This is a genomic window from Sphingomonas sp. 1185, assembly GCF_040544655.1.
Lineage (GTDB): Bacteria > Pseudomonadota > Alphaproteobacteria > Sphingomonadales > Sphingomonadaceae > Sphingomonas.
Genome location: NZ_JBEPKL010000002.1, coordinates 199,739 through 225,994 on the forward strand (window position 1 = coordinate 199,739; position 26,256 = coordinate 225,994).

The window sequence follows — 26,256 nt, forward strand, 5'->3', positions numbered from 1 at the left end:
GTCATTCAGCCAAGCAGTTTCGAAAGACCGCTTTTCACAATAACTGCCGTTTGCTTAAGCGTGCCTGCCTGCGACAAATCCGTCACGGCTTGACGCCGTAGCGCTCAAAGTCGGCTTGGATATCCGGATCGATTTTTGCAGCAGCGGCAGCGTCGCTTTCAGCCTTCGCGCGATCACCCTTACGCGCCCAGGCTACTGCTCGGCCGAACAGGGACGACGGGATATTCGGACTCTTGGCGAGCGCCCGGTCATAGTCGGCTATAGCGTCATCGATTCGACCTAGCCGGAGCAAAACCAGGCCTCGACTGTCGAGATATCCGGCCATGTCGGGCGCTTTTGCGAGTGCCGCATTACAATCAGCAAGCGCTGATTCTAGCGCCACGCCGGCAGTCGCCTTCGCCCAACACATATTGTTGAGGATCACCGGCTCGGCCTCCTTCCCTCTCGCCCGCTGGAAGTCAGCGTCAGCATAGGCAGCTTCACCCGAACGAGCGTAAGCGATGCCACGCCCCATAAGAAGCGCAAGGTCATCTGGAGACTTCTCGAGGGCGGACGAATAAGTCGAGATCGCCCCAGTGAGGTCTCCGCTCTCCGCCTGCAAATCGGCCTTCTGCGCAATGGCTTCGGTAAGATTTGGCTCAAGCTTCAGAGCAGCATCGAGGTCCGCCCGGCGACCCGCCAAATCGGACTTCGGCCTGCGGAGGCTGCGATTCAGGTAGACGTACGCCTCGGGCTTAAGCGCGATAGCCTTGTCGTAGGCGCGCATTGCCTCTGCGTCCTTATGGAAAGCGCTGTAGATGTTAGCGGCCACGACATGAGCGTAGCTGTTGTCTGGATTGGCAGCGGTGACGGCCTTGGCTTCAGCAAGCGCTTCGATCTCTCTGCCCTGGCTACGCAAGACATTCGCTCGCAACAGATAGAGCTCAATCCATCCGGATTGCTGCTTGATTGCCGCGGCCGCATCGCGAAGGGCAGCCTCGTTATCGCCCGCCGCGCGAGCTGCCTCGGCGCGATGACCCAGCGCAAAGCCGCTCGACGGCTCAAGCTGCAAAGCCGAAGTGTACGCCGCGATCGCGTCGCGCCATGCCCCCTTTTGCTGCGCAATGAGACCACGTGCGCGGAACACAACGACGTTTTTTGGGTCGATGGCAAAGGCGGCATTCAGGTCGGTCGAGGCGGCTTCTAGGTCTCCCTTCCAAGCACGAGCCATCCCCCGATCCGCCAGCGCCATGGCATTTTTGGGTTCAAGCGATAGAGCTTTGTCGAAATCCTTAATCGCGTCATCGAAGCGCCTGATGTCCAGCATCAGGTTGCCTCTATCGAGGTACGGAGAAGCGGCGTCGGGATTGGCCGTCACGTCGGCATCCGCTTTCGCAGTACGGTCTGCGATTGCTTTGCCTTGATCGCCTAGTGCAGCGTACGCGGCAGCTCGCTGCGTCAGCGCGTAACCGTTGCCGGGTTCCCGCTGAAGAGCCTTTGTGTAGGCGTCGATTGCATCCTTCGAACGATGCTCGACGTCAGCCAACATGCCCCGGCCAATGAAGATTTGCACATAGGTGGGGTCAAGCGCCTCAGCCTTGTCAAGATCGGCGCGTGCGCCAGCTAGGTCGCCTTCCTGAACCCTTGTGATGCCGCGATTTGACCAGGCCCAGACGTTAGTCGGGTCGAGTTCGATGGCCTTACTGTAATCCGCCAAAGCCTCCTTCCGCATGCCCTGGTCGATGAAAAGACCGGCTCGCCTGCCATATTCGAACGCATTCGATGGGGTGTTCGCGCGGGCAGCTGCGACCTCTTTTTCGGACGCTTCATAGCCAAGCGGCTTGCGCAGGTTGGCGGGATGATCCGCGAGCGTATGTAGCGCTGCTTGGGCTGCCTGCGCGTCCTCGGCTGGGATCTCAGGCGTGACGCTGCGCTCCGTCTTCTCGATCGTGAAAACATCGTCCTTGATCGTGGCGTGCCTGCGATATTGTATCCCTGCGGTGGTCTGGTCTACCTCGAGCCCTGTTCCCAATTTGAAATCGCCGCGCCCTTTCGGGAGGACGATGGTCTCCGTCGTACGAGTAAACGTTGGGTATGGGACAGCAAATGGTGCGTCTCGGTCCGGGCCTGGATCACGACTGAAATCGGCCCGGTAACCAACACTCGTGCCGTCGGTCTGGTAGGAGCCGCCCGACCAATCCATCTTGGCGGTGCCTTCCATAATCAGGTGCTGCTCACCGGTTTTCGGATCAAATGTGGCGCTTGTAGTTTTTACGTCGATGAAGTCGTACTGATTTTTCCAATAGTCCCTGAGTGCTCGATCTCGTGCCTCTCCAGCGAGATTCGCCAGAGCCACGCTAGTTCCGATGGCGTCGTCCCCGCGCAAGATGGTCTCGATCTTCGTTGGCGCGGGCACGGAGATGCCAGCACTCGCATCGATCCGAATGGAAGTGTCCTGTGTCGGCACTGCCAACGGCGTGGGAATCATTCGGACGAGCGCCGCGCTCTTGGTGACCAGTGGAAGACCCCAACCGAAATTGGGTGTGGTCAGTCTGTCGAGGCTTGTGTCGCCCGTCCTGGTACCATCCAGCCAGTAAGTGCGTCCGGTCACGGATGCTCGAACCAGCACATGATTGAACAGCCCCACCATGGGTAAACGTGCGTCAAGGCCGTCGCCGAAGGTCGTACTGACCGCGACTGGTTCCGCCTCGATCCCCATGGCGTGAAGAAGTGCGAGTAAAAGGGCTGTCTTGCCCTTGCAGTCGCCATACCGGCGCGACCACGTCGTCTCGGCGTCGGCGGGAACGTAGCCGCCCGCTCCCATCGCGAGCGCGACGTAACGCACCCTGTCTTGCACCAGTGCGAGCGCTGCCTCGGTGCGGACCTTTGGGTCGGACGAGAGGCTCTGTATGCGCTCCAACTCTGACCGTAAGGAACCTTGCGCCGGGATCGCGGCGGCCTTCTCATAAAGCGGCGCCATGAGCGCCCCCAAATCGGCCCAAGAGGCGTAATCGGTCACCTCAACAAGGCGCCCGATGCGGTAACGAGCCGGCGCTCCCTTTGGCGGAATGATCGGCTCCACGTTGTCGAGCGAGAGCTCGACAGTGGACGTGTCGCCTATCTTCGTTGGCTTCAACGCGGGTAGGGAGGCCGTCTGCCGGAGGCGCGCTCGTAGGCTGGTCGGCCACTGCACACGGAGATGCGCCCGTCCGATTGGAAAGCCGTTCCAGGCTCCCGCGATCTGCTCGACGTGCCCCTTTAGCGTCGGGTCGCTTGACGAAACTGACGCCGCGAACTCTAGCGTATCGCCGACCTGCAAGCCCTCGGGCTGGATATTGGCCGTGAGGACGCCATCCAGCGTCGCGCTCTCCAGATTCTGTTCACGCCTGAGAACCGTGAACGTCTGGCCAGACTTAAGCACGTCGACGGTCTGGTCGCCGCGACGGATCAGAAGTTTGTGGACCGTAAGCACGTCGGTCTCGGGGCGCCACGGCAGCGATATGTTGCCGGCGGCTAGGCCTTGCGGCGTCTGAATCTTCAGCGATGTTTCGGAGTAGACGGTCTGCCGTCCGGGTTCCAACGCGACCTGCTGATCGGACAGCAGGATGCGAACCGGCGCTTCGTCCGCCTTTACGGGCACCGGAGGTGGAGTAACAGGCTTCACCCAGGAAGGCGCCGGGCCAATCACCGGTTTATCCGCAGCGTACGCTACACTCGTAAGCGCACTCGTGGCGACGAGCGCGGAGAGAAGAACTTTCATGTACCCCACCCGTTAGTGGGAACACTATAACGTTCCGAAGACGTAATTCCACTGCTGATGAGGGTAGGAAGGACGCACAGCAGCCAGCTGCTCGTCCTCCGATAGCCGGCGTCAGGTGCATTTCAGCACCGGTGCGGCCATGAACGACCGCATCTCCCAAAAACGGTCGTCCGAAGTAGGCGTAGTAAACGACTGCATTGTCCCACGAAGTGGCATTCGGGGATCGACCATCTCGCGTACACGCTGGCGAAAGCTCCGTGGGCGCTTCCACCCGGATGAACTCAGCCCTCGGCAACCATCACTCCCAGTTCGTCAAGGTGGAGATCGTGTTCTAAATCGTGAAGCGTGTCGCCGCAGATATGTCCGATATGATGTGGATAATTTGACTCCGCCTGCATCCTTCCAACTATATGTGCGGCGAGCTTGTTCGTGGACATATTTACCATAACAGCCGTGAGTTTAGCCAATCATCGACTTCGCTCAACTTAAATCGTGGGCAGCGCTTGCTGCCAGTGCCGAAGTCAAATTCTCTTGGAAATCCGGGTGTCTTACGCTGGCGCAACCTTCGCAGCTGTCGAGCAGAAAGGCGCGCCTTTCGAGAAAATTCGGCTACCGTGATCCAGACCTGATCTTCAGCCAAGGCTCCCCTCCCTTGAATACGGGCGGCGCGGTTGAATGCCTGAGATCAGCTTGGGGCACTGTTCATCAAGCGACTTCGACCACCAATGTCCGGGATAGGATTGGCCCCGGAGGATCCGATTGGAATCGCGATCGCTGATGAAGCCGGCAAACAAATTCATGTCGGCCTGCGGATATGCTATCATCCAAAACCGAAAGGTAAGGTCATGAGTGACGAAGAGGACTTGGTCACGGATCTGGGCGAAGCCAGCCCGCTCGAGCCTTTGCGAGCTTCTGATTGGTTTTGGCACCCTTGGTATGCAAAGGTGTGGTGGGCAGCCATCGCGTCTTATTGGGTGGGGCGTGCAGCGTCGTTGAAAGCGCCCATGCTTGCGCCGTTCTTCGCCACGTTCGTCGCAAACTGCCTTGCGCTCATCTGTAATCCGTTCATCCTTTTCCTTTTTCTTGGGTTTGGCTTCGTGCGTGGGAAGCTTGATCGTGGCGATTGGATTCTTGGGCCAGAGGCACCCCACTGGCACCCGCGTAGACCAGGTGAGATGTTGGACCCGACCCTGGATCCAAGCGACCCGCGATCTGGAGTACGCCACCTCCGCCACATCGGCGTACTGAAGGACGGAATTCACTGATCTCTCCGAGTCTTGAATGCTGAATCGCCGTCAGTCAGCCCACCCTCGGGATGCATTGACATGCGCCCAGTCCTCAGGATCGACGACTGCTCGAACGACGTGATAGGCGCCGATGGATCGAATGTGCCCCGGGCCGCGTCAGCTTGCTCGATGTATCGATTTCGAAGTCCGCCCGGGCCGAGAACTTGGCGGCTAAGCTCCTGTGTGAAAGTCATCGCCGGGCTCTTTGACCTAGCCGCGGCAGACTCCGCTCCGGCGATCGCCTCGCGAACATCGTAGTTGAGGATGTCCAACGTAGCACTGGCTATATCCGTTGTTGCGCCGCGGTCGATGCTTTCCATTCCAACGGTACCAGAAATCTGGCCGACACGCTGTCCGCCAGATCCTGATGGCACGCTTCCGCCCGAAGTGCCTCCCCGCAATGTCGACGCGCCAAGGCCACCCGAGATGCTTGTGCCAAATGATGCGGTATGATCGGCCGAGCGATTTACACCTCGCTGCCACCCGGTTTGAGCCATGATCGCAGTCACATCCCGCTGGATGGTGTCGGCAACCTGCGGCTTAAGCCGCCAGTTGCCATTCCGGTCCATCTCGAACCCGCCGCGCAGCCAGTTGGCCATCGCGGCGTGACCCTCGGCGCCGCCTCCGAGGAAATGCTCGATCGTATCGGGCCCCGCCTGCTTGCCAGCCTCGAAGCGCGTGCTCGTATCGGCGCGCGCCGAGCGCGAGAAGCCGGTGCTGCTCGACACCAGCAAATCGTTATGCGCGAAGCTGAAGCGCGCGTGGCCGCCGCCGGCGATCGCGCCGAGCTGACTCTCGTTGATCAGCCCCGCTTTCCACATCGCCGCCGCGGTCTGCGGCGTCAGGTTGAGGTTGAGATCGCCATTCTGATCCATCGCGATCTGTCGCTTCGACAGTTCGATCCCATGCTCATGGAGGAGACCCTGCATGCGGGTCAGCCGCTCGTTGTCGACGATCCGCGTCGTCCGTTCGTTGCGCGCACGGTCGGCGATGCCGCCGGCGCCACCCTCAGCCATGTCGACCTGATTACCCGCCGTGCGAGTGAGCGCCTGGATAAAGCTGTCGAGCCGCGCGGCCTCGCGCACCGAGACGCCAGCGGCGGCGGCACCTTCAGCGAAGCCGGCATTGTCTGCCTGTCGCCGCTGCTCCCCGATCCGCGCGGCAGATCGGGTGCCGTCATGACCGACTTCGCGTTGTGCGTCGAGCTTGCCGGCGCGTTCGGCGACGTCGTAGCCAGCCGTGTCACGGGTCCGCGTATAGACGCTGCTGCCCTCGCGTGTGACCTCGGCGGTCGCGCCGTCGGCGGTACCGACTTGCGTAGCGGCGGTGTAGGTCTCCAGCGCCTTGAGCACTTGCGCCTCGTTACGTCCGGTCGCCCGGCCGAGTTGCCCGATCGCAGACGCGCGTGCCTCTCCCGATAGAGCGGTGATGAACCCGATCCGCCGGGAGGTTTCCTCGAGTGGGAGCCCGAGCATGGCGGCGGCACGGCGCTGGCCGGCATTACCACCGGTACGCCACGCCTGTTCAGTCGCGACGTTGCCGCGTTCGGTCGCGGCAACATGAGCGCCAGCCTGATCGCGCCGCCCTTCCATCGCCCCGGCGTTCACTTCCGCTCCGGTCAGGTCATTGCGCAGCATGGCCTCCTGCTCGAAGGCGTTGGCGGTCAGCTTAGCGAAGGTGGGATCGGCGGACGCCTGGGCAATCACGGTCGATGCCTTGAGCGCGGCATCTTCCGGCGAATAGCCGGCGCGTTCGAAGTGCCGCTCGGCACCTTGTCGCATCATGTCATAGGCGCGGGCATCGCCGAACGCCTTCCACTGCGTCATGCCGTGCGAGAAGGCGGCGAATGCCCGCTCGCCCGCCTGGCCCGGACCGAAATAGGTCGTGCCGAGACGCCGCAGCGCGTCCTTGTCGGCGAAATTGTGGATGGCCGTGGTCGCGGCGTTGGCCCGAACCGCTTGCGCGACGGCCGGGGCGCTCGGGTCGCGTCCACGCAGGGCAGGGGATAGACCGCCCAGTTCGCGAGAGGCGTCGAGGCCGCCCATGCCGAAGGCCGGGACACCGGGAACGCCGCCACCATGTTCCCCGAGAACCGTGTCGGCCGCACCGAACGCCCGGCTTGCGACGAAGGTCGACCGCTCGCCGAAGTCACCGAAGCTCGACACGGCGGACCGCCGCGCGAACGTACCGCCCGCCGATGCCTGCGCCTCGAGCGCCGACGCATAGCCTTCGCTGGTCCCGACGCCCGCCGCCGCGCTGGAACCCTGCACCTGCGCCTGAAGCGAGCCGCTGGTCAGCGCAGTGAAGACATTGCCGGAGAAGCGGAAGACGGTGAAGACGAAGGCACCGGCGAGGCCAGCGGCCGCGGTGCGGAAGCTGCCGAAGACCGCCAGCGCCTTCATCGCCGCCGAGGGCGCGAGGATCCAGGCGTTGGCCCCGAGATGGTTCGCCCGCATCTCGGCAAGTGTCGCCATCGCGCGGCCGAGGGTCAGCTGGTACAGGCCGGCATCGATCACGCCCCACAGCGCCACGAAGACGAACAGGCCGAGCGCGAAGCTGGCAACGCGCATGTTGATCGGCGTCAGGATGAACAGCATCGCGATCGGGACCATGAACAGCATGATCGCGAAGACGGTGGCGCGGATGGTCGGCATCCATTCGTTGGCGACCGACATGGTGGCGAGGCCGCCGGAGATTATTGCACGATTGGCCATCGTCCGGGCTGCCGCCGCAGGACTGTCTTCGAAGAGCACATCGCCGACGGTGCGGCCGAGCAGCACGTCGGTGAGGAAGCCTTGCAGCGACAGCGACGTCCCCATCATCATCCCGCCCACCTGCCCCAGTCGCTGGCGGCACCGGGCAAGCTGCCCGGCGTTGGCCACGTCGTAACCGGTGCGCTGGCAGATCTGGCGGACATAGTCGTCGAACAGTCCGGGCTGGCTCAACCGGTTGGCAATATGGTCCCAAGCTTCGGCGCAGCTGACGGTCTGGCCACCCTTGTCGGCGGCCGTATAGACGGTCGAAAAGGTCGCTGGCCCTGCCATGGCGGCAAAGGCCGAGGGCAGGTCCGTCGTCGTCCGGAATAGACTATCGTCGTCGACGCCATAGGCTGGTGACACCCGCGCGACAGGATAGCAGCGCCGGACATAATCGCGGATCGTCGCGTCGAGGAAGCTGTCGGTCATCGGCGTGACGGGCGAGACAGCGTTGAGGAACAGGTCGAAGCTGTGACCGCCGGCGCCCATCTCGAGCTTCGCATTCGGATCGAGCGTATTGTCGTCGATCACTTCGGCCAGCGCGCGCTCCAACAGGTTGGTCGCGCCCGCGACGAGGACGATGAGATTGGGAACGTCGCCGACCGGCTGATAGGCGTTGCGGACCCGGTCATAGACATGGACCGTGCCGGTGGTCGCGATCAGGCCGACGAACAGCCCGATCCCGACCAGCATCTGGAAGCCATAGGCGACAAGGCCCATGCCCTGACCGCGCACGCTGGCGATCACCGCGCCGAGCGAAATCCCGACGACGCCCACGATGAGCACGAGCGTCATATAGCGCGGGTCGGCGAAGATCATCGCGACAAGCCGGAACGCATCGACCGTCTCGGCGAAACCGTCCCAGGTGTGGAAGCTGGCGTTCATCGCGGTCAGCGCCGCGCATCGGCGCCGGCCGCGTCGCGCGCATCGCGGTCGCGCTGGCGGACAAGGCCGGCATAATTGGCCGAGAGGTTGGCGGCGCCGAGCGCTGCGACATAGCTCTGGCGCATCTGTGCACGCTGGCGCAGCACCTCGTCGCGAAGGCTGCGCAACTGGTCCATACCCTTTGTCAGGATACGCGTCTGGCAGAGATTGGCGCTGGCGGCATCGACCGCGCCGGCAGCGTCGGCGCCGCGCTCGGCGTTGGACAGAGCGAAGTCGATCGTTCGGGTGAGGTCGTTGAGCATCTGATAGGCCAGCGTCAGGGCGACGAGTTCGTCGGTATCGCCAATCACGGAGTCCGAAACGCCTTCCCGCACGCCCCATTCGAGCATGCGGTAGATCGGCAAGGTGCGGACGTTGGCGACGAACTGGCGCTCCTCGCTGGTCAACGCCGTTCGGGACCGGATCTTGGTCGCGATTCCCTGCATGCGTTCGCGCGCGAGGACGAGCGCACCACGACCCGATCCGTCGGGCACGCAGTCGTTGGCGGTTGCGGGAATGTTGAGGGCACGGCGCTGGACGCGCCCGGTCAGGAAGTCGTCGGCCGATTCACCGTCCTGACGCGGGCAGGCCGGGATGGCGGCGAAGACCGGCACCTTGTCGGTGTCGCTCCAGCGCATGTAGACGTCGCCCACCCGCGCACGCATGATCGCCGCCCAGTCGCCGGCACCGACCCGCGCCGCGGCATGGGCGAGGAGCGAGCCGGTGCGAAAGATATCGGTGACTTCGCGTGGGCAGTTGACGAGCGCGTCCTTCAGGTCCTCGGTCGGGTTGCCCTTGTTGGCCTGGATTTTCTCGCGGCTCTGCTGCCAGCTCTTGGCGAAGCCCTGACGCACCGACCGGTAACCGGTCATCTCCTCGATCACGCCCGACATATTGTCGTCGCCCCTGGCGATCTGGACCATGCGGTTGGCCAAGCGACAGTCGTTGACCTGGATCGAGTTCAGATAGTTGGTAGCCGCCTCCATCTTCGAGATGACGTTGCCCATCTTCTCGTCGAGCGTTTCGAGCAGATACTGGAACGCGACCGCAGGTGCCGCCTGCAGGATCGTCTCGAGCTTCTGGACGAGGTAATCGGGATCGAGGAACGACATGCCGCCGAGGAACATGTCGATCCCGCCGCAGCCGGCCTTCACCTTGGGCAGCGTCAGGCTCATCAGATAGTCGTCATGGACGTCGACCCGGCCGGACATGCCGCCCGCCGTCACATAGCCGCGCGCCTGATCCTCGAAACTCCCCGGTTGCGTATAGGTGACATTGTCGAACCAGCTCTCCGCCCAGCTCTGCGCACAGGCCGGGGCGGCGACACCGCAGGAGGCGAGGGCGAGTAAGGTGGTGATGACGAGGCGGGCAAGACGAGGCGGCATCGGATCGATCCTTGTCGGGGCGGGGGGGGCGGCATGTCAGCGGGCGGCATGTCAGCGGCGGGCGGGAATGGACGGAGAAGAAGAGGCGGCACCGACGATGCCGGTGAACTTCGCCATGGCGCGCAGGCCCGTCTGTGGGCTCAGGCCCGACAGCATCCGCGCGGCCAACCACGCATTGCGAGCGAGATTGGCGTCATGGTCGGTGCCGATGGCGATGGGGACGATCCGGGTCGGATCGGCGATGGGTCGTACCCAGATCACCGGATGACCGACCCAGGGCAGACCGAGCCTGCCAGATCGCAACAGTGCCTCGTCGCGACCGATCACGCGAACCTGCCAGCCATAGCGGGCACGGAAGGCGGCGAGCCTGGCCCAGGCATCGTCACAGGGCACGCAACCAGGCGCGGTCGTCATCTCGATCGTGAATAGCGGTGCCTGTGCGCGCAACGATCCGGCGAAGTCCGGCGGGAAGGCGCGGGTCACCGGAACGCGGGCCAGCCAGGCGCGCATGTCGACCACGGTCCCGACCGGGTAAATGGCGGCTTCCCGCGCTGCATCACCGGAGGACGGTTGGGCGGCAGCAGGCACCGCAACGGAGAACGCCACCGCGGCGAGGACAGCCCGGCACATCATGGCACGTCTCCGCCTGTCGCCGTATCGCCGCTACCGGCGCTCACCGGGCCATTGGCGAGCGCGTCGAAGAAGCCGCCCTCTTCGCCGGCACCGGTCAGAAACTGCTGGGGCCGGATATCACCGGTGAGGAGCTTGACCGCCTGGTACGCGGTCTGAGCGAGGCCGGGATAAGCTTCAACCCCGGTGGCGATCACCATCCGTTGGGCTGAATCGCGACGGATCACCATGGTCGTCGGTGTCACCGACACGCCGAACCGTGCGGCGAGATCGGGGCGGCGGTCGATGTCCATGAGCGTAACCTGCCAACCGGTCTCCTCGCGGAAGCGCTCGAGGATCGGCCACTGGACGCGGCAATAGCCGCACGAACTGCGCGAGAACATGACGAGCGCGAAGCCGCCGGCATGCGCGCGCAGATAGGCGAGCCGGGCCGCATCCTTCATCGCGCCCATCCGGTCGCGCGCCTCCCCGACGAGCGGATTGGCGCTACGCGCGTTCAACTCGGGATGTTGGAGCATCGCGACCTGCGTCACCCCGGCAAACGCGCGGGCCTTGCGCCGCGCGAAATCCTGCAGCCGCCAGAAGTCGGCGACAGCATCGACCGTGAGGACCGTTGCGGCATAGTCGCGCTGGGCCTCGATGAGCTTGCGAATCCTCGGCGGCGTCCACGTCGCGAGCTCCGCCATCGGCGGGATGTCCGGTTTGACGAGCTCCTCCGGCGCGTCCTTGTCGGGCGTGGACTTCGGCGGCGCCTGATACCACCAATAGCCGCGCTGACCCGCCTGCGTGCCGGCCTCAGCGCTGGCGATCCCGGGGGTGATAACGCAGAGCATCACGGCGGCGATGCCACGCCCGCGCGGCGTCACAGGACCCGCTCCATGCGCGTCAGCCGCGTTACCGCGACCGGACCGTAATAGCGGCTGTCGAAGCCGCTTTCGTGGGCGGAACCGACATAGATCATGCCTGGCGGGATACGACCATTTTCGGGGTGCCAATGATCGAGCCGGCGCCCGTCGTGCGCGCGGGCCTTGCTGATGCCGAGCAGTCGGCCATTGCAATAATACCAGCCATCAATGGCACCGGCGGTCATCGACGGCTTCTCGATCATGGCGATCCGGTCGCCCGGAAAGCACAGCGCATATTTGGTGACGTCCACCGGCCTGGGACCGGCGATCGGGTGCGAGAGGCGGAAAGACACGAGGTCGCCGCGCCGGATCGGGGCGGGCGCGGCACGCACCGCCCAAGCGTCGATCGACGGGCTCATCACCCATGTCACCTGCGGGATCGCCCACCAGGCGGCCGCCCCCACGGGCAGGATGATCGCCATCCCCTTCCACAACCGGTCCGGCCGCGGCGGTTCGCCAAGACCCGAACTGCCGAGCGCAACGGCAGCGCGCAGCGGCAGCATCCTTGCTTCGGACCAGAGCGCCTTACCGGTTTTCCAGACGGCGACGAGCATCGCGTACCTCCAGGTTTCCGCCGAGGCGGGCAAATTCATTGAGCAGGCCGGAGAGCGCGGCGTCGCCGTAGACGACCTGAGGGCTGCGCTGGCTGCCCTCCTCGCGCTCGCAATAGGGTTGGGTCGGATCACCGGGGATCATCGCAAGGGCGGGCACGCGGGCGATGCCATGCTGGCGAAAGACGAGCGGATCGACGATGACCTGAACGCTGCGCATCGCGCACGACGGACCGGTGCAACCGGGATCGCGGCGCAGGATCTCCGCCGACAGCTTGGCCATCGGCGCGACGCGGGTCATCCCGCCGGGCATGCCGCGGAAGGCGAGGACGCCTCCGACCCGTTCGAGCTGGCCGGCATAGGTGCGCAGGGTCGCGACCGGCATCGACGAGGAGACGAACAGCACTGGCACCCAGCCGTCCGGGGCCGGTACGACGATGCCGGCAACCGCAGCCATCTCGGGTGCTTCGAGCCCGAGCGCCTGGCCAAGCCGCTTCGCCATGGCATCGCGCTGCGCGGCCAGGCTTTCGTGGCCGGTCGTGACCCCGGCCCGTGCGCGCGCTTCCATGGGTGGCGATCCCGCGCGGCGGCGCAAGGCATCCGCGGCGCGGCGTCGAACGGCGCCATCGGGCACGGCTGGGATCGTCGGACTACGAGCCGCTTCCGCCTTGCGGCGCGCGGTCGCCGCCCGCAGCCGCTCCATCGCTGCATCACCCTCTTCGGTAACGCGGCTGCGCGCGTCGGTCCGCGGTGACGGTGCGGTTTGCGCGACAGCGCTACCTGCAAGCAGCAGCACGCTACCTGCCCATCGTGCGAGCATAGGCATCGATCCGATCCTTCATGTCGGCCTGGATCTGGCCCTGCGCGCGAGCCTCGATCTCGGTGTAATATTCGGAGAGGTCCATCCGGCTGAAGTCGAGCGCCTGGAACTCTTCGGCGGTGAAGCCGCGGCAGAAGGGCTTCTTCGGTGTGCCCCAGCCGATGCCGGCGAACGCCTTGAGCTGGGGCCGGCCCTGTTCCTGGATGATCCGGCCGAGCTTGGTGTTGAAGCAGCACTGGCCACGCGCTTTCTGCACGCAGACGCCGAGGATCTTCGAGGTGCAATAGCTGCCGACCTCATGGCACATGCCCGATCCCTTGAGCATGGCGGTCTCCATGTCCTGCTGGTCGCAGGCCTGCAGCAGCACCTCGATCATCAGGTTGATCGCGACACTGATCGCGAGGCTGGTCGGATCGATGCCGATGATCAGCGCCCGTGCGCCGGTCGACGCCGCTTGCGTCGCCGTCGCTCCTGCCTGAAACGCGGTGTAGGCGGCCTTCATGCCGGTCAGGACGCCCTTGGCGACCGCGACCGTCGCGCCCGCCGACGAGAGCGCGGAGCCGTTCCCGTCGCGGACGACCTTGCCCTTGTCCTTGCAACAGTTGCTGAAGGTGGTGCCGAGCCCGGCCGTCCGGCACCGCACCGCGCGGCCCGAGAAGATCTGGATGGTGCCGGTGCAATTACCGGCCGCATCGATGGGGCCGTCCGCAGGCGTGCCGGGGTCATCGACCACGGGCTCCTGTTCAATGCCGCCGTTGGGCGCATCGGGCGCGGTGCAGGCATGCGGCGAACAGCTGGGTTCGCTGCCTGCCTCGGTAACGCCGCAGGGGAATTGCTGACCGAGCGGGCATGCATAATCGCCGGACGGTTCGGCGACGCAGGCGACACGGTCGATCGGGCACTGGCTGCCACCATCCGTGACGGCATCGCAGCGTGCGGTCTCGCCTTCGTCGGACGCATCGCCATTACCGTTGCGATCGGCAGCGCAGATCTGCGCCCGGGCCGGTGTGCATGCGATGACCGCGGTGAAACCCGACAGCATGAGCAGCGCGAGCCGGTGGGGCAGGAGCCAGCGGGTCATCGCGGCGAACTCGTGCACACGAGATCGGCCCCGCCCAATCGGACGGTCTGCATCATCACTGCGGCCTCCGGGAAGTCGTCGAGGCAACCGCAGGGAGAGACGATCTCTTCGCCGGGACCGGCCGGGCAGACATTCTCGGCGGTGCAGGCGTGGTAGAAGGTCTGCCAGCCCGTGGGATCGACCTGGCGGCTGCCGACGACGCCGTCCGAAGCGGCCGCCGTGTTCACGCTGGGCGCACGGGTCTTGCACAGCGTCTCGCACGTCGGCACCGCGGCGCGCTGCGGGAGCCCGAACGCGCGCGTCGTTGCGCTGGTGCTGCCATCGGAGTTTCGCGTTCGGTCCGCGAGCATCGTCTCGGTCGAACGGTCGATGATATAGGCCGCCCGGCCGAGATCGGGTTCCGGCGTGAGGCCGGTGTCGCTCGTGCAGGTGTAGCGACGATCCTTGGCGAAGAAGTCGCGTGTCAGGCTGAGCGAACATGCACCCGACCCGAAGTCGCGCCTTTGGGGCAGCGGTTTCAGCCCGGTGACGACACCGTTCCTGATCGTCACGACATCGTCGATGCGCTCGTCAGTGAGCCGGCAGGCTTTGTCGGCGGCATAGCCGGCACACAGGTCGATCACGCGCTCGGACGATTGGCAAGCGAGGTCGAGCGTCGCCGCGACTTCGGCAAATGCCTCACCCTCACCGCCGACGGCAACGCGCAGCCAGATCTCGTGGTCGCCCTTGGTCAGATAGGGTTTCAGATCGAGATCGGGCGCGCCGTACCAGGTCCGTCCGCGTTCGCATTTTTTCGCTGGCGTGCCGCCCCCGGTCCAGTTCCCGGGATCGCTCAGCACCAGACGACCATCGACGCGAAGCTGCATCCAGTCGTCCATGAAGTAGCGCGACAGGCGCAACTCGCGGAGCCGATCGACATCGCCGACCCGCAAGGTCATGCGGAAGTCGAACAACCGGCAGCGTCCGCCGCTGAGACTGTCGTCGCGGGGCGACCCCAATTGGAACAGCCGCGTTTCGGCTGAAGGCTCGACCGTCGCGTAGCCGCCGGCGACGCGTGCGATGATATCGTCGCTGTTCACCTCCGCGAGACGGACGTCGCGCTCCACCGTGCAGGCGCGGGTCTGCTCGACCTTGCCGCGTCCTGCCGCCGAGCCGGCCAGCTCCTGGAAGACGCTGTTGGTCCGTGAAAGCACGAAGGCATCACCCTGGATCGCGCTCGGATTGGCGCGGTAGGTGGTGGCGGCGAGGTCGGGCGATGGGGTGCAGGCGGTCGTGACGGCGCCGGTGTAGCGGATCGAGGGACCATCGATGCTGGCCTCGGCGACGCCAATGCGGGGATCGGCGCTGGTCAACGCGCCGACCACTCCGCCGCCGAGGTCCTTCAGCACCGACGGCAGATTGCCCATCACGAGATTCGCGCCGCAGCTGGCATTGACGCAATAGCAGCTGGCCAGCGCGCTGAGCGGGACATCGGTCAGCCCGATCGCGCCGCCAACACCCGCATCCCAGCGAAAATGACGACAGCCATTCCAGGTGCCGGGCTGGCAGGCGATCACGCCATTGGCGCAGATGCCCGAGATGGGCGCGGGCGCGGTGAAGCTGCTATCGAAGCGGCCGTCGAGATCGGCGTCGCGCGACACGATCAGGCGGCCGATATCGCCGGTCACGGCCGGCTGGACGATCAGCTCCAGCATGGTTGCCGACCGCTTGCATGCGATGTCGGGTGTGAACCGGGTCCGCGCGTCGACCGTCGCCACCGACTGTCCCGCAAGGCCGGGCGTCACATAGTTGCGGCGCAGCGCATCGCTGTCGCCGGAGCGCTGACGGGACGCAGCAGCGGCGGCACGGGCGCGATCCTCGACGGTCTGCGCGGCGGCATTCATACTCGAAAGCACGAATCCGGCGCAGCAGGCCAGCACGAACGGCAGACAGTGCAGGGAGGGGGATCCCACCGCCGCCGGCCGTGCTGGTGGAACGACGCCGGGGCGGGGGAACCCCGGCGCCGCTCCGTCTCCGCGCACGCGCCGACAGCCACCATGGCTGTGGCGGGCAGGCCCGGGCACATCCGGCACGCGCACGAAGAAGGAGGGTGATCGCCGCTCAGGGCGTGGAAATGCCGGCACAGCAGATCACCTTTTCGAAGAGCATGAATTGGGAATTGTCATGTGCCGGCGCGTGCTTGGCGCTGGTCCACAGGGAACCGGGTCGACCGATGTTGACGCATTGGCCGCCCTTGACGGGCTCCATGAGCTGAAGCTTGTACCGGGACTTCGTCCAGATCGGCTGCGGCCGGAAGGAGCAGCCATCCTCCGACGATATGGTCAGCGCGCCGAGCCGCCCCATGAGGAAGGTGCCGCGGGCGGCAAGTCCGGCCCAGGCTTCGACGGAGTCGCCGAAATGGATATCGCCCGCGAGGGGGTAGGTCGCACCCCATGACCCCATGCACCAGAACAACGGATCGATGACCTTGCCGGCCGCCGCGGCGGCGCTGTCGGCCATGCAGGCAAGTCCCGCGGCCGGATTGCCGAACAGGATCGCCTCGGGCTGGACGATCGCACCCAGTGTCGCCGACTGCCAGGTCGGCAACAGCTCGGTCATCATCGCGACGTCGAAGCCGTCGTCTTCGATGCACGGCAGGTCGGTGAACATGTCGAGCATCTTCCAAACCGGCGCGACATAATAGTGCATCTGGGCGAACAGCTTGCGGGTGTTGGTCCCGTCCGACAGGCTTGTCTGGCTGCCCTGGAGGCGGCCATGCGTCGCCATGATGTCCGCGCCGAGCGCCATCATGCAGCCCGGCTCGGTGACGACGTCGACCATGCGATTGGGCGACCAGAAGCTCACCTTGACGCCGAAGGTGAAGGTCGCCCCCTTGCGGCAGGCGCATAGCGGCTTCGCCGCGGTCTGCGCGTCGAGCGCCTTGCCGAGCGGGTCCGACGGCCCGACCTTCACCCCGCCGATGGTGATCGGGAAAATGCACGTCCAGCGCACCTTGGTGATCGGATTGAAGGCGCCGCTTTCGCACTTCGAAGCGTGCGCGGGCGTAGGCTGCGCGAGCAGCGCGAGCGCAATGCCGGCGGCCCCGGTGGGAAGCAGATGGGAGAGCCGGATCATCGCGTCGCTCCCGAGCGATCCCGCCGCACTTCGGTCAGTTCCAGCGCCTGACCCACCTGGCGAACGATCACGGGCGCGACGGTGAGACCGAGCCGCTCCTTGACGCGGGGCTCGAGGAGGAAGATCGGCCGCTGCGCCTTCTCGGACAAGGCGATCGGATCGGCATCCTTGCCGGCGGCAAGCAGGATATAATCGGTCGCCTCGGCCGTCGACAGCGCCCAATCAAGATCGCGCGGCGTGACGACGATGAGCCGTTGCGCCAGCGTGACATAGGCGAGCGGGTTGAACGTGAAGCCCCTGGGATAGACGATTCGGCCGTCGGCACCGTGGATGTCGAAGGCGAGCGTATGGAACGGGACCACGCGGCGCACGCGCGATTGCGGGGCAGGAGCCAGGCTCGCGCCTCGCATCGCGGACCACCGCTCGCGGGGGCCAAACCGGCTCGCGATATTCGCCGGCTGGCGACTCACACGCGCCTCGATCTCGGCCAGTGCATCGGGCTCGGCAATCGGCCAGGTCCGGCCGACCGTCGCGGTTTCCGCATGGACGGTATCGCCGAGCGTCGCGGCAAGCGCGGCGGCGCCGACGAAGCGCAGGATCACGTTCGGTTCAACGCGCATCGCGCCGCCTCCAGGGATGATCGTGATCCGCCCCGTCGCCGACCAGCGCACAGATCAGCGCCGGGGCGGCGATCACCGTCGCCAGGGCCGCGATCAGACGCGGACCGCAGGCGTCGACGCCGCCCCATGACGTAAGGATCGACTGGACCAGCAGCAGGCCGTGACTACCGACAAGCAGGCGGATCGCACCCTGTCCGGGCTGCTGGGAGAAGAGGCCGCTCATCGCTGCACCCGCGCGATGATGACCGCTGCCCGATCGAACAGGTCTGGCCGACGGAGTAGGGCGAGACCGGGGATCGCTGCGCCCGCGCCGGCAAGCAGGGCGGTTGCGACGATTGCGCCCCCGCTGAGGCCGATTGCCATCGCGGGCAGTACCGCGAGCATGGCCGCGGCAAGGACGCTGGCGACAACGACGATCCGCAAGCGTCGACGGGCAACGAGCCGCTCCGCCGTCAACAGCGTGCATGCACGCTCAGCCAGCACACCGAGCACATGCAGGTCTTCGCCGAGCGCCCTGAGATCGCTGGCGAGGGTCGCGCCGGGGTCGCTGTCGTATTGCCCCCGTTGCGGGCGCATCTGCGTCGCGCTCATGCTTTCCTCCATCGGCGGTAGCGAGCGACGATGAGGCTGCTCGCCGCGGACAGGCCGATGAGCAGCAGGCCGCTGGCGAGACAGGCCAGCATGACCCCGATCGCGGCATGGACGACGCGGGCGGTCGGCTGGTCGAGCGTGATTCCGGCGGCCGCCACCATGACGCCCATCATTACGGTTTCCACGCAGATCAGGCGGAACCGCCAGTGGATCGCCTCCCGTTCGGCACGGATCGCGACGCGGGCGGCGATGATGCGCTCCATCTGCGCATCCTTGCTCCAGTCGAACATGATCTGGTCGGGATGAGGTTTCCGGAACATCAGCGGGTCTCCCCGAGGATCGCGGCTGGGTCGACGCCGGCCAGTTCGCAGATGGCTTCGAGCGGCGAACGGCCGGCACGGGTCAGTGCCTCGAAGGCCGCGACTTCAGTCGGGGCGGAGGTGTTGATCCAGTAACTGAACGGGTCGACCACCAGGCGTGCGACACCGAGCCCCAGCGGCGAGTCGATGAAGACCTCGCTGTAATGCGGCTTGTGGTTCCGGACCGACTTCAACAGGTCGAGGACGAAGCCCGAATAGTCGATGATCTTGTTCTCGACCGCCTTGTCATAGGTCGAGCCCTGCAGAAGGAACCGGGTTGCCGCATTCTCGAGGATGACCTGGCCCGTGCCGCCGAACAGCAACAGGTCGTTCAGCGACTGGAGGACGACCCCGAAGCTGCCCTGGTATTTGCGCGCGCGGCGGTAGCCTTGCGCAAACGCCTCGGCGAGACGCGAGAGATCCTGGCCGTCGCTCCGCGTCATGAATTGCGCGGCCTCGTCGCACAGGACGAAGCGCGGCCGGTCGCGGGCCGACAGGTAGAGTTCCTGCGTGACCGCGTTCACCACCACCATGACGATGACGTTGAACAGGTCGGGCATGGCCTTCAGCCGCTCGAGCTCAAGCACGACGAACTCGTCGGCGGAGATGTCGAACGTCGATGGACCGTTGAAGAAATGGCCATAGGCGCCGTCCGAGCCGAAATCGCGCAGGTTGAAGGCCAGTTCGCGCGCGACGGGCACGAGGTGATCGACGCGATCGAGATCCGAACCGGCGAACTCGGGGTAAGCGCCGAGCCATGCGCGAACCGAGTCGATACCTTCCTCGGCATGGTCGTTGTCGATCGTCCACTGCACCGCGGATTTGAGGAGGTTCCATTCCGACGTTGAGACCCCCTTGCGGGTCGCGGCATTGGCCATTTCAGCGACGATCGCGACGGCCATCGCGATCGCCGACTGGCGGTCGTCGCCGTCGAGCGCGAATCCCATGTCGAACGGGTTCAAGACGAGGCGCTCTTCGCCGATATCGATGTAGCGGCCCGAGCAGAGCGTGCAGAGCTTGCGGTACGACCCGCCGATATCGATGATCCGGACGAGCGCGCCTTGCGCGAAATACTGTTGGCATAGGTTGTTGAGCAGGAAGCTCTTGCCGGCGCCGCTCTCGGCCGAGACGATGAAATTGTAGTTGTTGATGCGTGGGTCGAAGAGGTCGAGCGTCACCAACTGGCCCTTGCGACCGGCGTAGAGGAGGGCCGGGCGCCCGCCGCCCCGAAAATCGGCCTGGACCGGCGCCATCAGCACCGCGGCTTTCACCGGCATCTTCAGATCGCGCTCGAGCAGGCGCAGCGTGCGCTTTTCCGGATAGAGGCCGAACGGCAGGCTCATCGGCAGCAGGACGGGATTGAGGTAACTCTCCTCCTGCATCATCCAGGGCAGCGGCTCGGATTCCCAGAGGCGCCGCGCCCGCGCCGCCATCTCGCGGGCGTCGGCGCGCGTGCGGCCGAACACCAGCATCGTCGGGATGACGGTCATGAAGCGGCTGTTGCCCGCTTCGTCGAGAACCCAGCCGATCTCCTCGACCTGTTTGGCCACCTCGACCGCGAAGCTGCCCGCCGCCTTCTGCGCCGACAGCACCTGCGCGCGCTTGTGTATCTCGAATTGCGAATGGTCGAACAGGAGGTTGAGCGTCAGCAGGAACGGTCCGCCGATCTGGTCACTGTCCTCGCTGCTTCCCCGCATGCCGCCCATCAGCCGGTTGGCCCGCTCGGCCGTGATCCGCCGTGCCGGCGCGCACGGCGTTAGGCACCGTGCCACCTGGTTGCCGAGGAACATCTCCGGCCCGTCGAACCTCAGCGCCGGCCCCGCATCGATGATCTGCTTGCGGATCGGACGGCCTTGGCCGCTCTCGTCGGCGAAGACCCCTGGCGCGGCTGCGAAGACGCCGTTGAAGATGCGGCGGTAGAAGCTGACGAGTGCCTCGGGCGCCAGGCGGCGAATGCCGAGGCGGGAGAGTTGCTCCTCGATCTGCCGCCGGAGGTCGGCGCCGAGCGGCGCGCGGGTCTTCACCGACAGGAAGACACGGAAGTTGCGGATCGGAATGGCGTTCAGCGCCTTGAGACCGGCCGTACCGGCGCGCAGGTACTCGGCGGTACGGCGCGCCGACGCCTGGATCAGCGGATCGGGCCGCGTCTTGAGATCGAGATAGGCGTCTAGCGCATCGTCGATCAACGGATCGGCGAAGGCATGAAGCTGCACCACGGTGTTCGACGCAAACGCGATGTTTAACAGGCCGACCAGCGCCTGGTGGACGTGGGCGAACATATAGGGCGTCGGGGTCAGCTCCCAGGCATGGCCCCAGCCATCATCGATGCACAGGAAAGCCTCGGTTTCCGGCTCCCAGGCGACCAGCGGCAGGAAGTCCGAATAACGATCCCGCGCGACCGACCGCTGCAAACCGGCAACGGTCAGCCCCCCGCCGGTACGGGTGCCGGGCGCCTTCACTTGTCGTCGCCCGCGTTCGGGGCGACCGGTACCGGCGCCGCGTCGTCGACCGCCTTGTCGCGGACCTGGCCGAGGACAGGAGCGCGCGCCGCGGCACTGACGGGATTGACGAGATAATCGCCCACCACCCATTGCGGCGCATCGAGCACCGAATAGACATAGCGCGGCATGTAGAGACGGTCGGGCCGCTCACGATCGGCATAGGGCAGGATCAGCGTGCGGATCGTACGACCCGGGCGCAGCATCGGCGTCACCGGCCGGTCGACCAGGCCCTGCAACTCGCGATAGACGCTGTCGCGATAGCCCTGATACGCCGTCTTCGCTGGCGGCTCGGACTTGCGCCAGGCGTGACGCGCCGGCTCGACCGGAGCGTCGCCAAGCAGCGCCTTGTCGCGGGTGACAGCAGGATCGGAGCGCGGCGCGCGACCCGCGACGGCATCGGCATAGGCCTTGTCCGGCGCAATGCACTGGCCGTGGTCGCTGTTCTTGCACGAGAAGTTCTCGGCATAGGGCGACAGCGTATGGCCGAGCGACGCGCAGCCGCCGAGTAGCGGCAGGAGGATGAGTGGCGACCGCAGCGCGATCCGGCCAAGGGACGATGAGAGCATCACATTGTCTCCGATGGAAAAGGGCCGGCGCATCAGAACTTCACCCCGGCGCTGGCCTTGATTTCGAGGGGCACGCCCTCCTGGATGACGACGACGACGTCCTTGGCGGCGCCGACCTCGACGATGGGACCAGCCTGGCGCGCAAGGTCGAGATAGAAGTCGGCCAGCTTGTCCGACGCCTTGCCCAGGCCGCCGGCGATGCCGCTCTTGGCTGCGTCACCCGGATCGAGCGTGCGGACATTGCCGAGTGCCGAGGTTGCGGTACTGCCGAAGGTGCCCTCGACGGTCTGGCTGATCCCGGCAATGGTGCCGGCGATGAAGGTTCGTGCGAGGCTCGCGCCGGCGCGGGTCACGACCTTCCCCGACAGGCCTTTCTTGCCGTCGGTATCGACGAAGAAGCCCTTGATGGGTTGGTCGACCACCGAGCGTTCGTCGAAATCGACGCACGACAGCGAGACGAGCTGAACCTCGACCCGCTCCTTGGCGAGGCTGCCGGTGGCGTTGCCGACCACGAAGCAACCAGCCAGGTTCGCCTTCACGTCATTGGGCAGGACGGCCGGGGCCTGGACGCGGGCGATCAGCGGCTCCGGGTTGGACGTCGCGTCGCGGCTCGCCAACGCGTCGATCCCGGTCAGCAGCCGCGCCTTCATGAAACCAGGCGGCAAATAGATCGTGCGGCTCTTTTTTTTGGTGTCGGTTGTCGCAGCGCCGCCTGCCGCGGTGATCGGACCCGTCGCGCTGCCGATCCCGCCAAGCGTCTTCTCGACCGGCGGCGGCGGTGGTGCCGCCGGCGCGGTGCCACCGGGTGGTGGCGGCAGTGTGTCGCCCTTCGGTTCGACTGCCGATGTGTCGGGTGGGGGCGGGAAGGCGGGGGCGGCTCCCGGCAACGCGGGCGGCAAATCACCGTTGTTCGTGTCGTCGCCAAGGTCCGATGGCATTCCGCTCAGACCCGGCTTGGTGCCGGGCACGACACGGCCTTCCTCGATGGCGCTAATCCGCTCGCCCAGCATCGACTGACCGTCGAGGACCTTCCTGAGATCGCCGCGCAGCTTCAGTTCGAGGCTGTCACCGCGCAACCCTGCACCCATGTCCATCTTCGATGCGGGATGTGCGGTGTCGGGAGTATGCTTCGATCCGGCCGACGCGGTGTAGAGCCCATAGCCGAGCACCGCGACCGACGCGGCGACGGCGCACTGCATGGCACGCAGCCTGGCCTTGGCGTCCATCGTCGCCCAGCGAGCCTTGACGTCGAGCAGCGCGAGGCCGCGGTCGACCGGCTCCGGCACGGGCGTCGTCTCATCGGGGCCGCTCACCGGACGTCTCCACGCCGCACGACGATGATCCGCGCGATCTCGCCGGGCTTCAGGGCGAGCCGATCTGCGCTGACCGCAAAGATGCGCGCGCCGAGCCGGCGGTCGAGCAGCAGGCGTTCGTCGAGATCGAGGACGCCGTTCGCCGTCACGATATATTCGGATGCGGACAGGCCGGCCCCATCGATCTCGACACGCCGTCGCTCGCGCAAAAGGGCGCCGGGCAGGCCGGCGAGCGTGAAATCGCCTGCCTCCGGTGCGACGACGGTAAAGCTCGCGGGAACCCGGTCCTGCAGCATCGCCAGCGTCACCGACACGGCGCGTTCTTCCTCGACCAGCGGCCCGAGCAGATCCTGATTGGCCCGTGCGCGTTGGGCCGACCCGGGCACCAGCGTCACCGTCTGGGCGGGGATGTCGGCAGGTTCGGCATAGAGCGAGTAGATCGCGCCATTGCAGGACACGAAGAACTCGCTGGGAGTCGTCACATAGGTCCGCGTGACGTGTCCGGCGTCGTCGGTTTCCCTGACCAGGAACTTGATCCAGGCGTCCGAGCCCGCCTTCTCGACCGCAAGGCCCTTCTCGGCCGAGAATTTGACGTCCTCGACGTCGCCGCCCGCACAAACGATGTGGTTGATGTCGCGATTGGAGAGGCGGATCGCGCTGCGCTGATCGGGCAGTGCCGTGATCGTCTGCGCGAGCGCCGGCGATGTCGCCAGCACGGACAATGCTGCCGCGGATGCGCGCAGCCGATTACCGGGCATCGGCATTGAAGTTCTCCTCGGTGAGGCCAGTCAGCCAGAAGCGGCCGTTGTCGATGGTGAAGCGGATCCGGAGAGTGCCGCGGAACTTGCGGATCACGCCGCCGATCACGCGGACCTTCTCGACCGGCACGACGATGTCATGATCGCTGAACGTGACCGGCTGATCCGTGCAGATGTAAGTCGCGATCGACAGCGTCGGATTGTCGGCGAGTTCGTCCAGGATCGCGTTGAAACTGTCGCGCAGCGAATTGAAGGCGGTCGGGTGCGCGATGGCGAGTAGCGCCTGGAACTGCGTGTCGGCGGAATAGGCCGAATAGGTGCCGGCGAGCGCGACGATGTTGCGCGTCATCGCCTTCAGATAATCGGCCGAGGGCTTGGACCCGGTGACGTAGAGGTCGCCTCCGGCCGCGAACGGTACGATCACGGTCCGGCGGTTCTGGTCGGCGCTGTAGACCACTGCACCCAGGACCGTGGTGATCCCGAACAGGCCCAGAACCGCGAACTTGAGCAGCCGATTCTCCTCGAACAGGTTCGAAGACCCCTGCAGGTAGCGGTGGATGCCGAAGCTTGCCGGCTTGCCGCTCAGCGGATCGGTGTCGGGCATAGCGTGACGTCGGAAGCGCATGGGGCCGCTCACTCGTAGAAGCGGGTCTGTGTCGGACCCGGATAATGGGGGAAGGAGACGAGGCCCCAGCGCCAGGCGAGATGGGGCAGGAAGCCGCGTGGCTTCGTCCTCTTCCAGGGGATGAAAAAGAGAAGGGCGCCGAGCAGCGCCCAGCCGATCAGGCCGCCGACGATGACCGCGACGAAGATCGTCGCCATCACCACGAGGAACTCGTCGGCCCCGAACCAAAGGATTTGGACCGGCCGGTGGAGGTATTGCGGCAGGCGTTCGTCCATCGCCCTTCTCCCCTGCTTCATCACCCCGCGAGCGGGGCGGTTTTCCCGGGGCCACGATCGACCCCGAGCAGTTTGGGCAGGGCGCCGACCGGCACCCCGCCGATCGACATCAGACCACCATGCCGAAGGTCTGGAGGATGGTATCGGACTTGATCAGGCAGACCGCCGCGACGATCGTCGGGATGCCGACCATGATGTTCGAGAACAGGCGACTGACCCCGAAGAGGAAGGCCGCGACGCCGGCGACGAAGCCAAGCGGCCCCTTCACGCCCTTGTTCACCACGATGTCGTAGATGTCGTATCCCAGGTCGCCCGCCGCAGGCGCGGTGAAGGCGTGGGCCGCGCCAGCGGTGAGGGCGAGGCCCAGCGCCAGCGGGACGCCGACATTCGCGTAACTCACGACGCGCTTGCCGATCTTTCGAACCATGATCCTGTACTCCTTGAGAATGGGACCGCCCGAGAGTGCCTGCCGACAGCGAGGGGAACCCGATGGCGGCCGGCGGGCGCGTCGGGCGGCCCCGCAGGCCCGCGCCCCCCGGCATTCCGTGCCGTCCGGCGCGTGGCCGGGCGGCCGCCACGAAAGAGGCGATCAGCGGCTTGCCGCCGCTGCCTTGCCAATGAAGGCTTCGAGCTCATCCTGGCGAAAGCCCGAGACGATCTTGCCGTCGACGACGAGCGTTGGCGTTCCGCCGATCCCGAGAGCGGCGACCTGATCGGTATGTGCTGCGACAGTCGCCTTGCCCTTGGGGCACGTCAGGAGCGTCTTCGGCGCCGCGCCGGCATAGATCGCCGCGAAAGCCGCCGCCGGGTCGGGTGAACACAGGACATGTTCGGCCTTGGCAGCGGCATCGGGGTGGATGCCGCTGACGAAGAATACGAGCCTTCGCACCGGCTTTCCCTCGGCGGCCTTGGCCGCCCAGAAGCGATCCAGCGCGCGGCAATAGGGACAGTCGGGATCGGTGAACTCGATCACGGTCGGCGCACCCGCCGGTCCGATCGCCAGCGCCTGCGACGGATCGATCCGTCTCAGGCGCTTTGTGGCGGCGGCTTCCTGTGCCAGCGCGGTTACATTGACACCGCTCCTGTCGTAGATCGTGGCGAACAACAGATGTTCGCTCTTCGGGGCGTAATAGACGATGCGACCGCCCGCATTGGCCTGGTAGATCGGCCCTTCAACCGGCGCGGGTCCGAAGTCCTCGAACTGGAGGTTGGTGAAGGTCTGGTGGAGTTGCCGCTCGGCAGCTTCCGCTTCTCGGACAAGTTCAGACGACGGCGCTGCTGGACTGCTCTGGGCTTTTCCCGCTGACGGATGTATCGTCCACATTCCAAGAACAACCACGGCGGCGCCGGCCATTATCGCAGCCCGGCTCACCGCCCGATGCTCGGGTTGGCGCCGAGACGGGCGTCGAAATATTGGCTGGCCACCTGGACTGTTCTGCCCATTCCTAGTGAGCGAC

23 protein-coding genes are annotated in these 26,256 nt (G+C 65.8%); 1 reads left to right on the plus strand and 22 read right to left on the minus strand.

Annotated elements, in window-relative coordinates; genetic code table 11:
- Positions 1-82: 82 nt before the first annotated feature.
- Entirely contained in the window at positions 83-3,739 is a 3,657-nt protein-coding gene (locus tag ABIC44_RS03175) for a tetratricopeptide repeat protein (protein WP_354293565.1), read from the minus strand.
- An 845-nt stretch (positions 3,740-4,584) separates the two neighbouring features.
- On the opposite strand from ABIC44_RS03175, the gene ABIC44_RS03180 reads away from it, so the two are divergent.
- Positions 4,585-5,004: a hypothetical protein gene (locus ABIC44_RS03180; RefSeq protein ID WP_354293567.1), complete on the plus strand. Its 420-nt coding sequence runs from the start codon at positions 4,585-4,587 to the stop codon at positions 5,002-5,004.
- Here ABIC44_RS03180 and ABIC44_RS03185 read toward each other — a convergent pair.
- The 21 genes from ABIC44_RS03185 to ABIC44_RS03285 form a co-directional block, all read right to left on the minus strand.
- On the minus strand, positions 4,998-8,666 hold the full coding sequence (locus ABIC44_RS03185) for a conjugal transfer protein TraG N-terminal domain-containing protein (protein WP_354293569.1): 3,669 nt from the start codon (positions 8,664-8,666) through the stop codon (positions 4,998-5,000). The genes ABIC44_RS03180 and ABIC44_RS03185 overlap by 7 nt on opposite strands.
- 5 nt (positions 8,667-8,671) lie before the next feature.
- Positions 8,672-10,090, minus strand: a complete 1,419-nt coding sequence (locus ABIC44_RS03190; protein WP_354293570.1) for a conjugal transfer protein TraH — start codon at positions 10,088-10,090, stop codon at positions 8,672-8,674.
- A gap of 51 nt (positions 10,091-10,141) precedes the next feature.
- The gene (locus ABIC44_RS03195) at positions 10,142-10,723 is read right to left on the minus strand and encodes a hypothetical protein (RefSeq protein ID WP_354293572.1); all 582 of its coding nucleotides are present in this window, start codon (positions 10,721-10,723) and stop codon (positions 10,142-10,144) included.
- A complete protein-coding gene (locus tag ABIC44_RS03200) occupies positions 10,720-11,553 on the minus strand; it encodes a conjugal transfer protein TraF (protein WP_354293699.1) in 834 nt (277 codons plus the stop codon). The genes ABIC44_RS03195 and ABIC44_RS03200 overlap by 4 nt, the downstream gene beginning before the upstream one ends.
- Before the next feature lie 29 nt (positions 11,554-11,582).
- The gene (locus ABIC44_RS03205) at positions 11,583-12,179 is read right to left on the minus strand and encodes a S26 family signal peptidase (protein ID WP_354293574.1); all 597 of its coding nucleotides are present in this window, start codon (positions 12,177-12,179) and stop codon (positions 11,583-11,585) included.
- Positions 12,151-12,972: a type-F conjugative transfer system pilin assembly protein TrbC gene (locus ABIC44_RS03210; protein ID WP_354293576.1), complete on the minus strand. Its 822-nt coding sequence runs from the start codon at positions 12,970-12,972 to the stop codon at positions 12,151-12,153. Before ABIC44_RS03210 ends, ABIC44_RS03205 begins: the two co-directional genes overlap by 29 nt.
- A 1-nt stretch (position 12,973) precedes the next feature.
- The gene (gene traN, locus ABIC44_RS03215; RefSeq protein WP_502959813.1) at positions 12,974-14,077 is read right to left on the minus strand and encodes a conjugal transfer protein TraN; all 1,104 of its coding nucleotides are present in this window, start codon (positions 14,075-14,077) and stop codon (positions 12,974-12,976) included.
- Positions 14,074-15,960, minus strand: a complete 1,887-nt coding sequence (locus tag ABIC44_RS03220) for a hypothetical protein (RefSeq protein ID WP_354293578.1) — start codon at positions 15,958-15,960, stop codon at positions 14,074-14,076. Before ABIC44_RS03220 ends, traN begins: the two co-directional genes overlap by 4 nt.
- Positions 15,961-16,177: 217 nt before the next feature.
- The gene (locus ABIC44_RS03225; protein ID WP_354293580.1) at positions 16,178-17,191 is read right to left on the minus strand and encodes a TraU family protein; all 1,014 of its coding nucleotides are present in this window, start codon (positions 17,189-17,191) and stop codon (positions 16,178-16,180) included.
- Positions 17,188-17,811, minus strand: a complete 624-nt coding sequence (locus ABIC44_RS03230) for a conjugal transfer protein TraW (RefSeq protein WP_354293582.1) — start codon at positions 17,809-17,811, stop codon at positions 17,188-17,190. Before ABIC44_RS03230 ends, ABIC44_RS03225 begins: the two co-directional genes overlap by 4 nt.
- Positions 17,801-18,034, minus strand: a complete 234-nt coding sequence (locus tag ABIC44_RS03235; RefSeq protein ID WP_354293583.1) for a hypothetical protein — start codon at positions 18,032-18,034, stop codon at positions 17,801-17,803. Before ABIC44_RS03235 ends, ABIC44_RS03230 begins: the two co-directional genes overlap by 11 nt.
- Positions 18,031-18,402: a hypothetical protein gene (locus ABIC44_RS03240; RefSeq protein WP_354293585.1), complete on the minus strand. Its 372-nt coding sequence runs from the start codon at positions 18,400-18,402 to the stop codon at positions 18,031-18,033. Before ABIC44_RS03240 ends, ABIC44_RS03235 begins: the two co-directional genes overlap by 4 nt.
- Complete coding sequence (locus ABIC44_RS03245; RefSeq protein ID WP_354293587.1) at positions 18,399-18,722, minus strand: hypothetical protein; 324 nt, start codon at positions 18,720-18,722, stop codon at positions 18,399-18,401. Before ABIC44_RS03245 ends, ABIC44_RS03240 begins: the two co-directional genes overlap by 4 nt.
- Complete coding sequence (locus tag ABIC44_RS03250) at positions 18,722-21,220, minus strand: TraC family protein (protein ID WP_354293588.1); 2,499 nt, start codon at positions 21,218-21,220, stop codon at positions 18,722-18,724. Before ABIC44_RS03250 ends, ABIC44_RS03245 begins: the two co-directional genes overlap by 1 nt.
- A complete protein-coding gene (locus tag ABIC44_RS03255; protein ID WP_354293590.1) occupies positions 21,217-21,828 on the minus strand; it encodes a TraV family lipoprotein in 612 nt (203 codons plus the stop codon). Before ABIC44_RS03255 ends, ABIC44_RS03250 begins: the two co-directional genes overlap by 4 nt.
- Positions 21,829-21,860: 32 nt before the next feature.
- Complete coding sequence (locus ABIC44_RS03260) at positions 21,861-23,141, minus strand: TraB/VirB10 family protein (RefSeq protein ID WP_354293592.1); 1,281 nt, start codon at positions 23,139-23,141, stop codon at positions 21,861-21,863.
- Positions 23,138-23,905: a type-F conjugative transfer system secretin TraK gene (locus tag ABIC44_RS03265; protein ID WP_354293593.1), complete on the minus strand. Its 768-nt coding sequence runs from the start codon at positions 23,903-23,905 to the stop codon at positions 23,138-23,140. Before ABIC44_RS03265 ends, ABIC44_RS03260 begins: the two co-directional genes overlap by 4 nt.
- A complete protein-coding gene (locus tag ABIC44_RS03270; RefSeq protein ID WP_354293594.1) occupies positions 23,889-24,524 on the minus strand; it encodes a TraE/TraK family type IV conjugative transfer system protein in 636 nt (211 codons plus the stop codon). The genes ABIC44_RS03265 and ABIC44_RS03270 overlap by 17 nt, the downstream gene beginning before the upstream one ends.
- A gap of 8 nt (positions 24,525-24,532) precedes the next feature.
- Positions 24,533-24,799, minus strand: a complete 267-nt coding sequence (locus tag ABIC44_RS03275; protein WP_354293595.1) for a type IV conjugative transfer system protein TraL — start codon at positions 24,797-24,799, stop codon at positions 24,533-24,535.
- 109 nt (positions 24,800-24,908) lie between these two features.
- A complete protein-coding gene (locus tag ABIC44_RS03280; protein WP_354293596.1) occupies positions 24,909-25,226 on the minus strand; it encodes a hypothetical protein in 318 nt (105 codons plus the stop codon).
- Between the two features lie 162 nt (positions 25,227-25,388).
- On the minus strand, positions 25,389-26,153 hold the full coding sequence (locus ABIC44_RS03285; RefSeq protein ID WP_354293597.1) for a DsbC family protein: 765 nt from the start codon (positions 26,151-26,153) through the stop codon (positions 25,389-25,391).
- Positions 26,154-26,256: the final 103 nt, after the last annotated feature.

Coding starts and splice junctions, on each gene's coding strand:
- ABIC44_RS03235 (WP_354293583.1), bottom strand. CDS start 18,034: ATGAGCGGCCTCTTCTCCCAGCAGCCCGGACAGGGTGCGATCCGCCTG.
- ABIC44_RS03200 (WP_354293699.1), bottom strand. CDS start 11,553: ATGCTCTGCGTTATCACCCCCGGGATCGCCAGCGCTGAGGCCGGCACG.
- ABIC44_RS03270 (WP_354293594.1), bottom strand. CDS start 24,524: ATGCGCTTCCGACGTCACGCTATGCCCGACACCGATCCGCTGAGCGGC.
- ABIC44_RS03285 (WP_354293597.1), bottom strand. CDS start 26,153: ATGGCCGGCGCCGCCGTGGTTGTTCTTGGAATGTGGACGATACATCCG.
- ABIC44_RS03280 (WP_354293596.1), bottom strand. CDS start 25,226: ATGGTTCGAAAGATCGGCAAGCGCGTCGTGAGTTACGCGAATGTCGGC.
- ABIC44_RS03175 (WP_354293565.1), bottom strand. CDS start 3,739: ATGAAAGTTCTTCTCTCCGCGCTCGTCGCCACGAGTGCGCTTACGAGT.
- ABIC44_RS03220 (WP_354293578.1), bottom strand. CDS start 15,960: ATGAATGCCGCCGCGCAGACCGTCGAGGATCGCGCCCGTGCCGCCGCT.
- ABIC44_RS03275 (WP_354293595.1), bottom strand. CDS start 24,799: ATGGACGAACGCCTGCCGCAATACCTCCACCGGCCGGTCCAAATCCTT.
- ABIC44_RS03185 (WP_354293569.1), bottom strand. CDS start 8,666: ATGAACGCCAGCTTCCACACCTGGGACGGTTTCGCCGAGACGGTCGAT.
- ABIC44_RS03205 (WP_354293574.1), bottom strand. CDS start 12,179: ATGCTCGTCGCCGTCTGGAAAACCGGTAAGGCGCTCTGGTCCGAAGCA.
- ABIC44_RS03245 (WP_354293587.1), bottom strand. CDS start 18,722: ATGTTCCGGAAACCTCATCCCGACCAGATCATGTTCGACTGGAGCAAG.
- ABIC44_RS03255 (WP_354293590.1), bottom strand. CDS start 21,828: ATGCTCTCATCGTCCCTTGGCCGGATCGCGCTGCGGTCGCCACTCATC.
- ABIC44_RS03180 (WP_354293567.1), top strand. CDS start 4,585: ATGAGTGACGAAGAGGACTTGGTCACGGATCTGGGCGAAGCCAGCCCG.
- ABIC44_RS03195 (WP_354293572.1), bottom strand. CDS start 10,723: ATGATGTGCCGGGCTGTCCTCGCCGCGGTGGCGTTCTCCGTTGCGGTG.
- traN (WP_502959813.1), bottom strand. CDS start 14,077: ATGACCCGCTGGCTCCTGCCCCACCGGCTCGCGCTGCTCATGCTGTCG.
- ABIC44_RS03225 (WP_354293580.1), bottom strand. CDS start 17,191: ATGATCCGGCTCTCCCATCTGCTTCCCACCGGGGCCGCCGGCATTGCG.
- ABIC44_RS03190 (WP_354293570.1), bottom strand. CDS start 10,090: ATGCCGCCTCGTCTTGCCCGCCTCGTCATCACCACCTTACTCGCCCTC.
- ABIC44_RS03265 (WP_354293593.1), bottom strand. CDS start 23,905: ATGCCGATGCCCGGTAATCGGCTGCGCGCATCCGCGGCAGCATTGTCC.
- ABIC44_RS03230 (WP_354293582.1), bottom strand. CDS start 17,811: ATGCGCGTTGAACCGAACGTGATCCTGCGCTTCGTCGGCGCCGCCGCG.
- ABIC44_RS03240 (WP_354293585.1), bottom strand. CDS start 18,402: ATGAGCGCGACGCAGATGCGCCCGCAACGGGGGCAATACGACAGCGAC.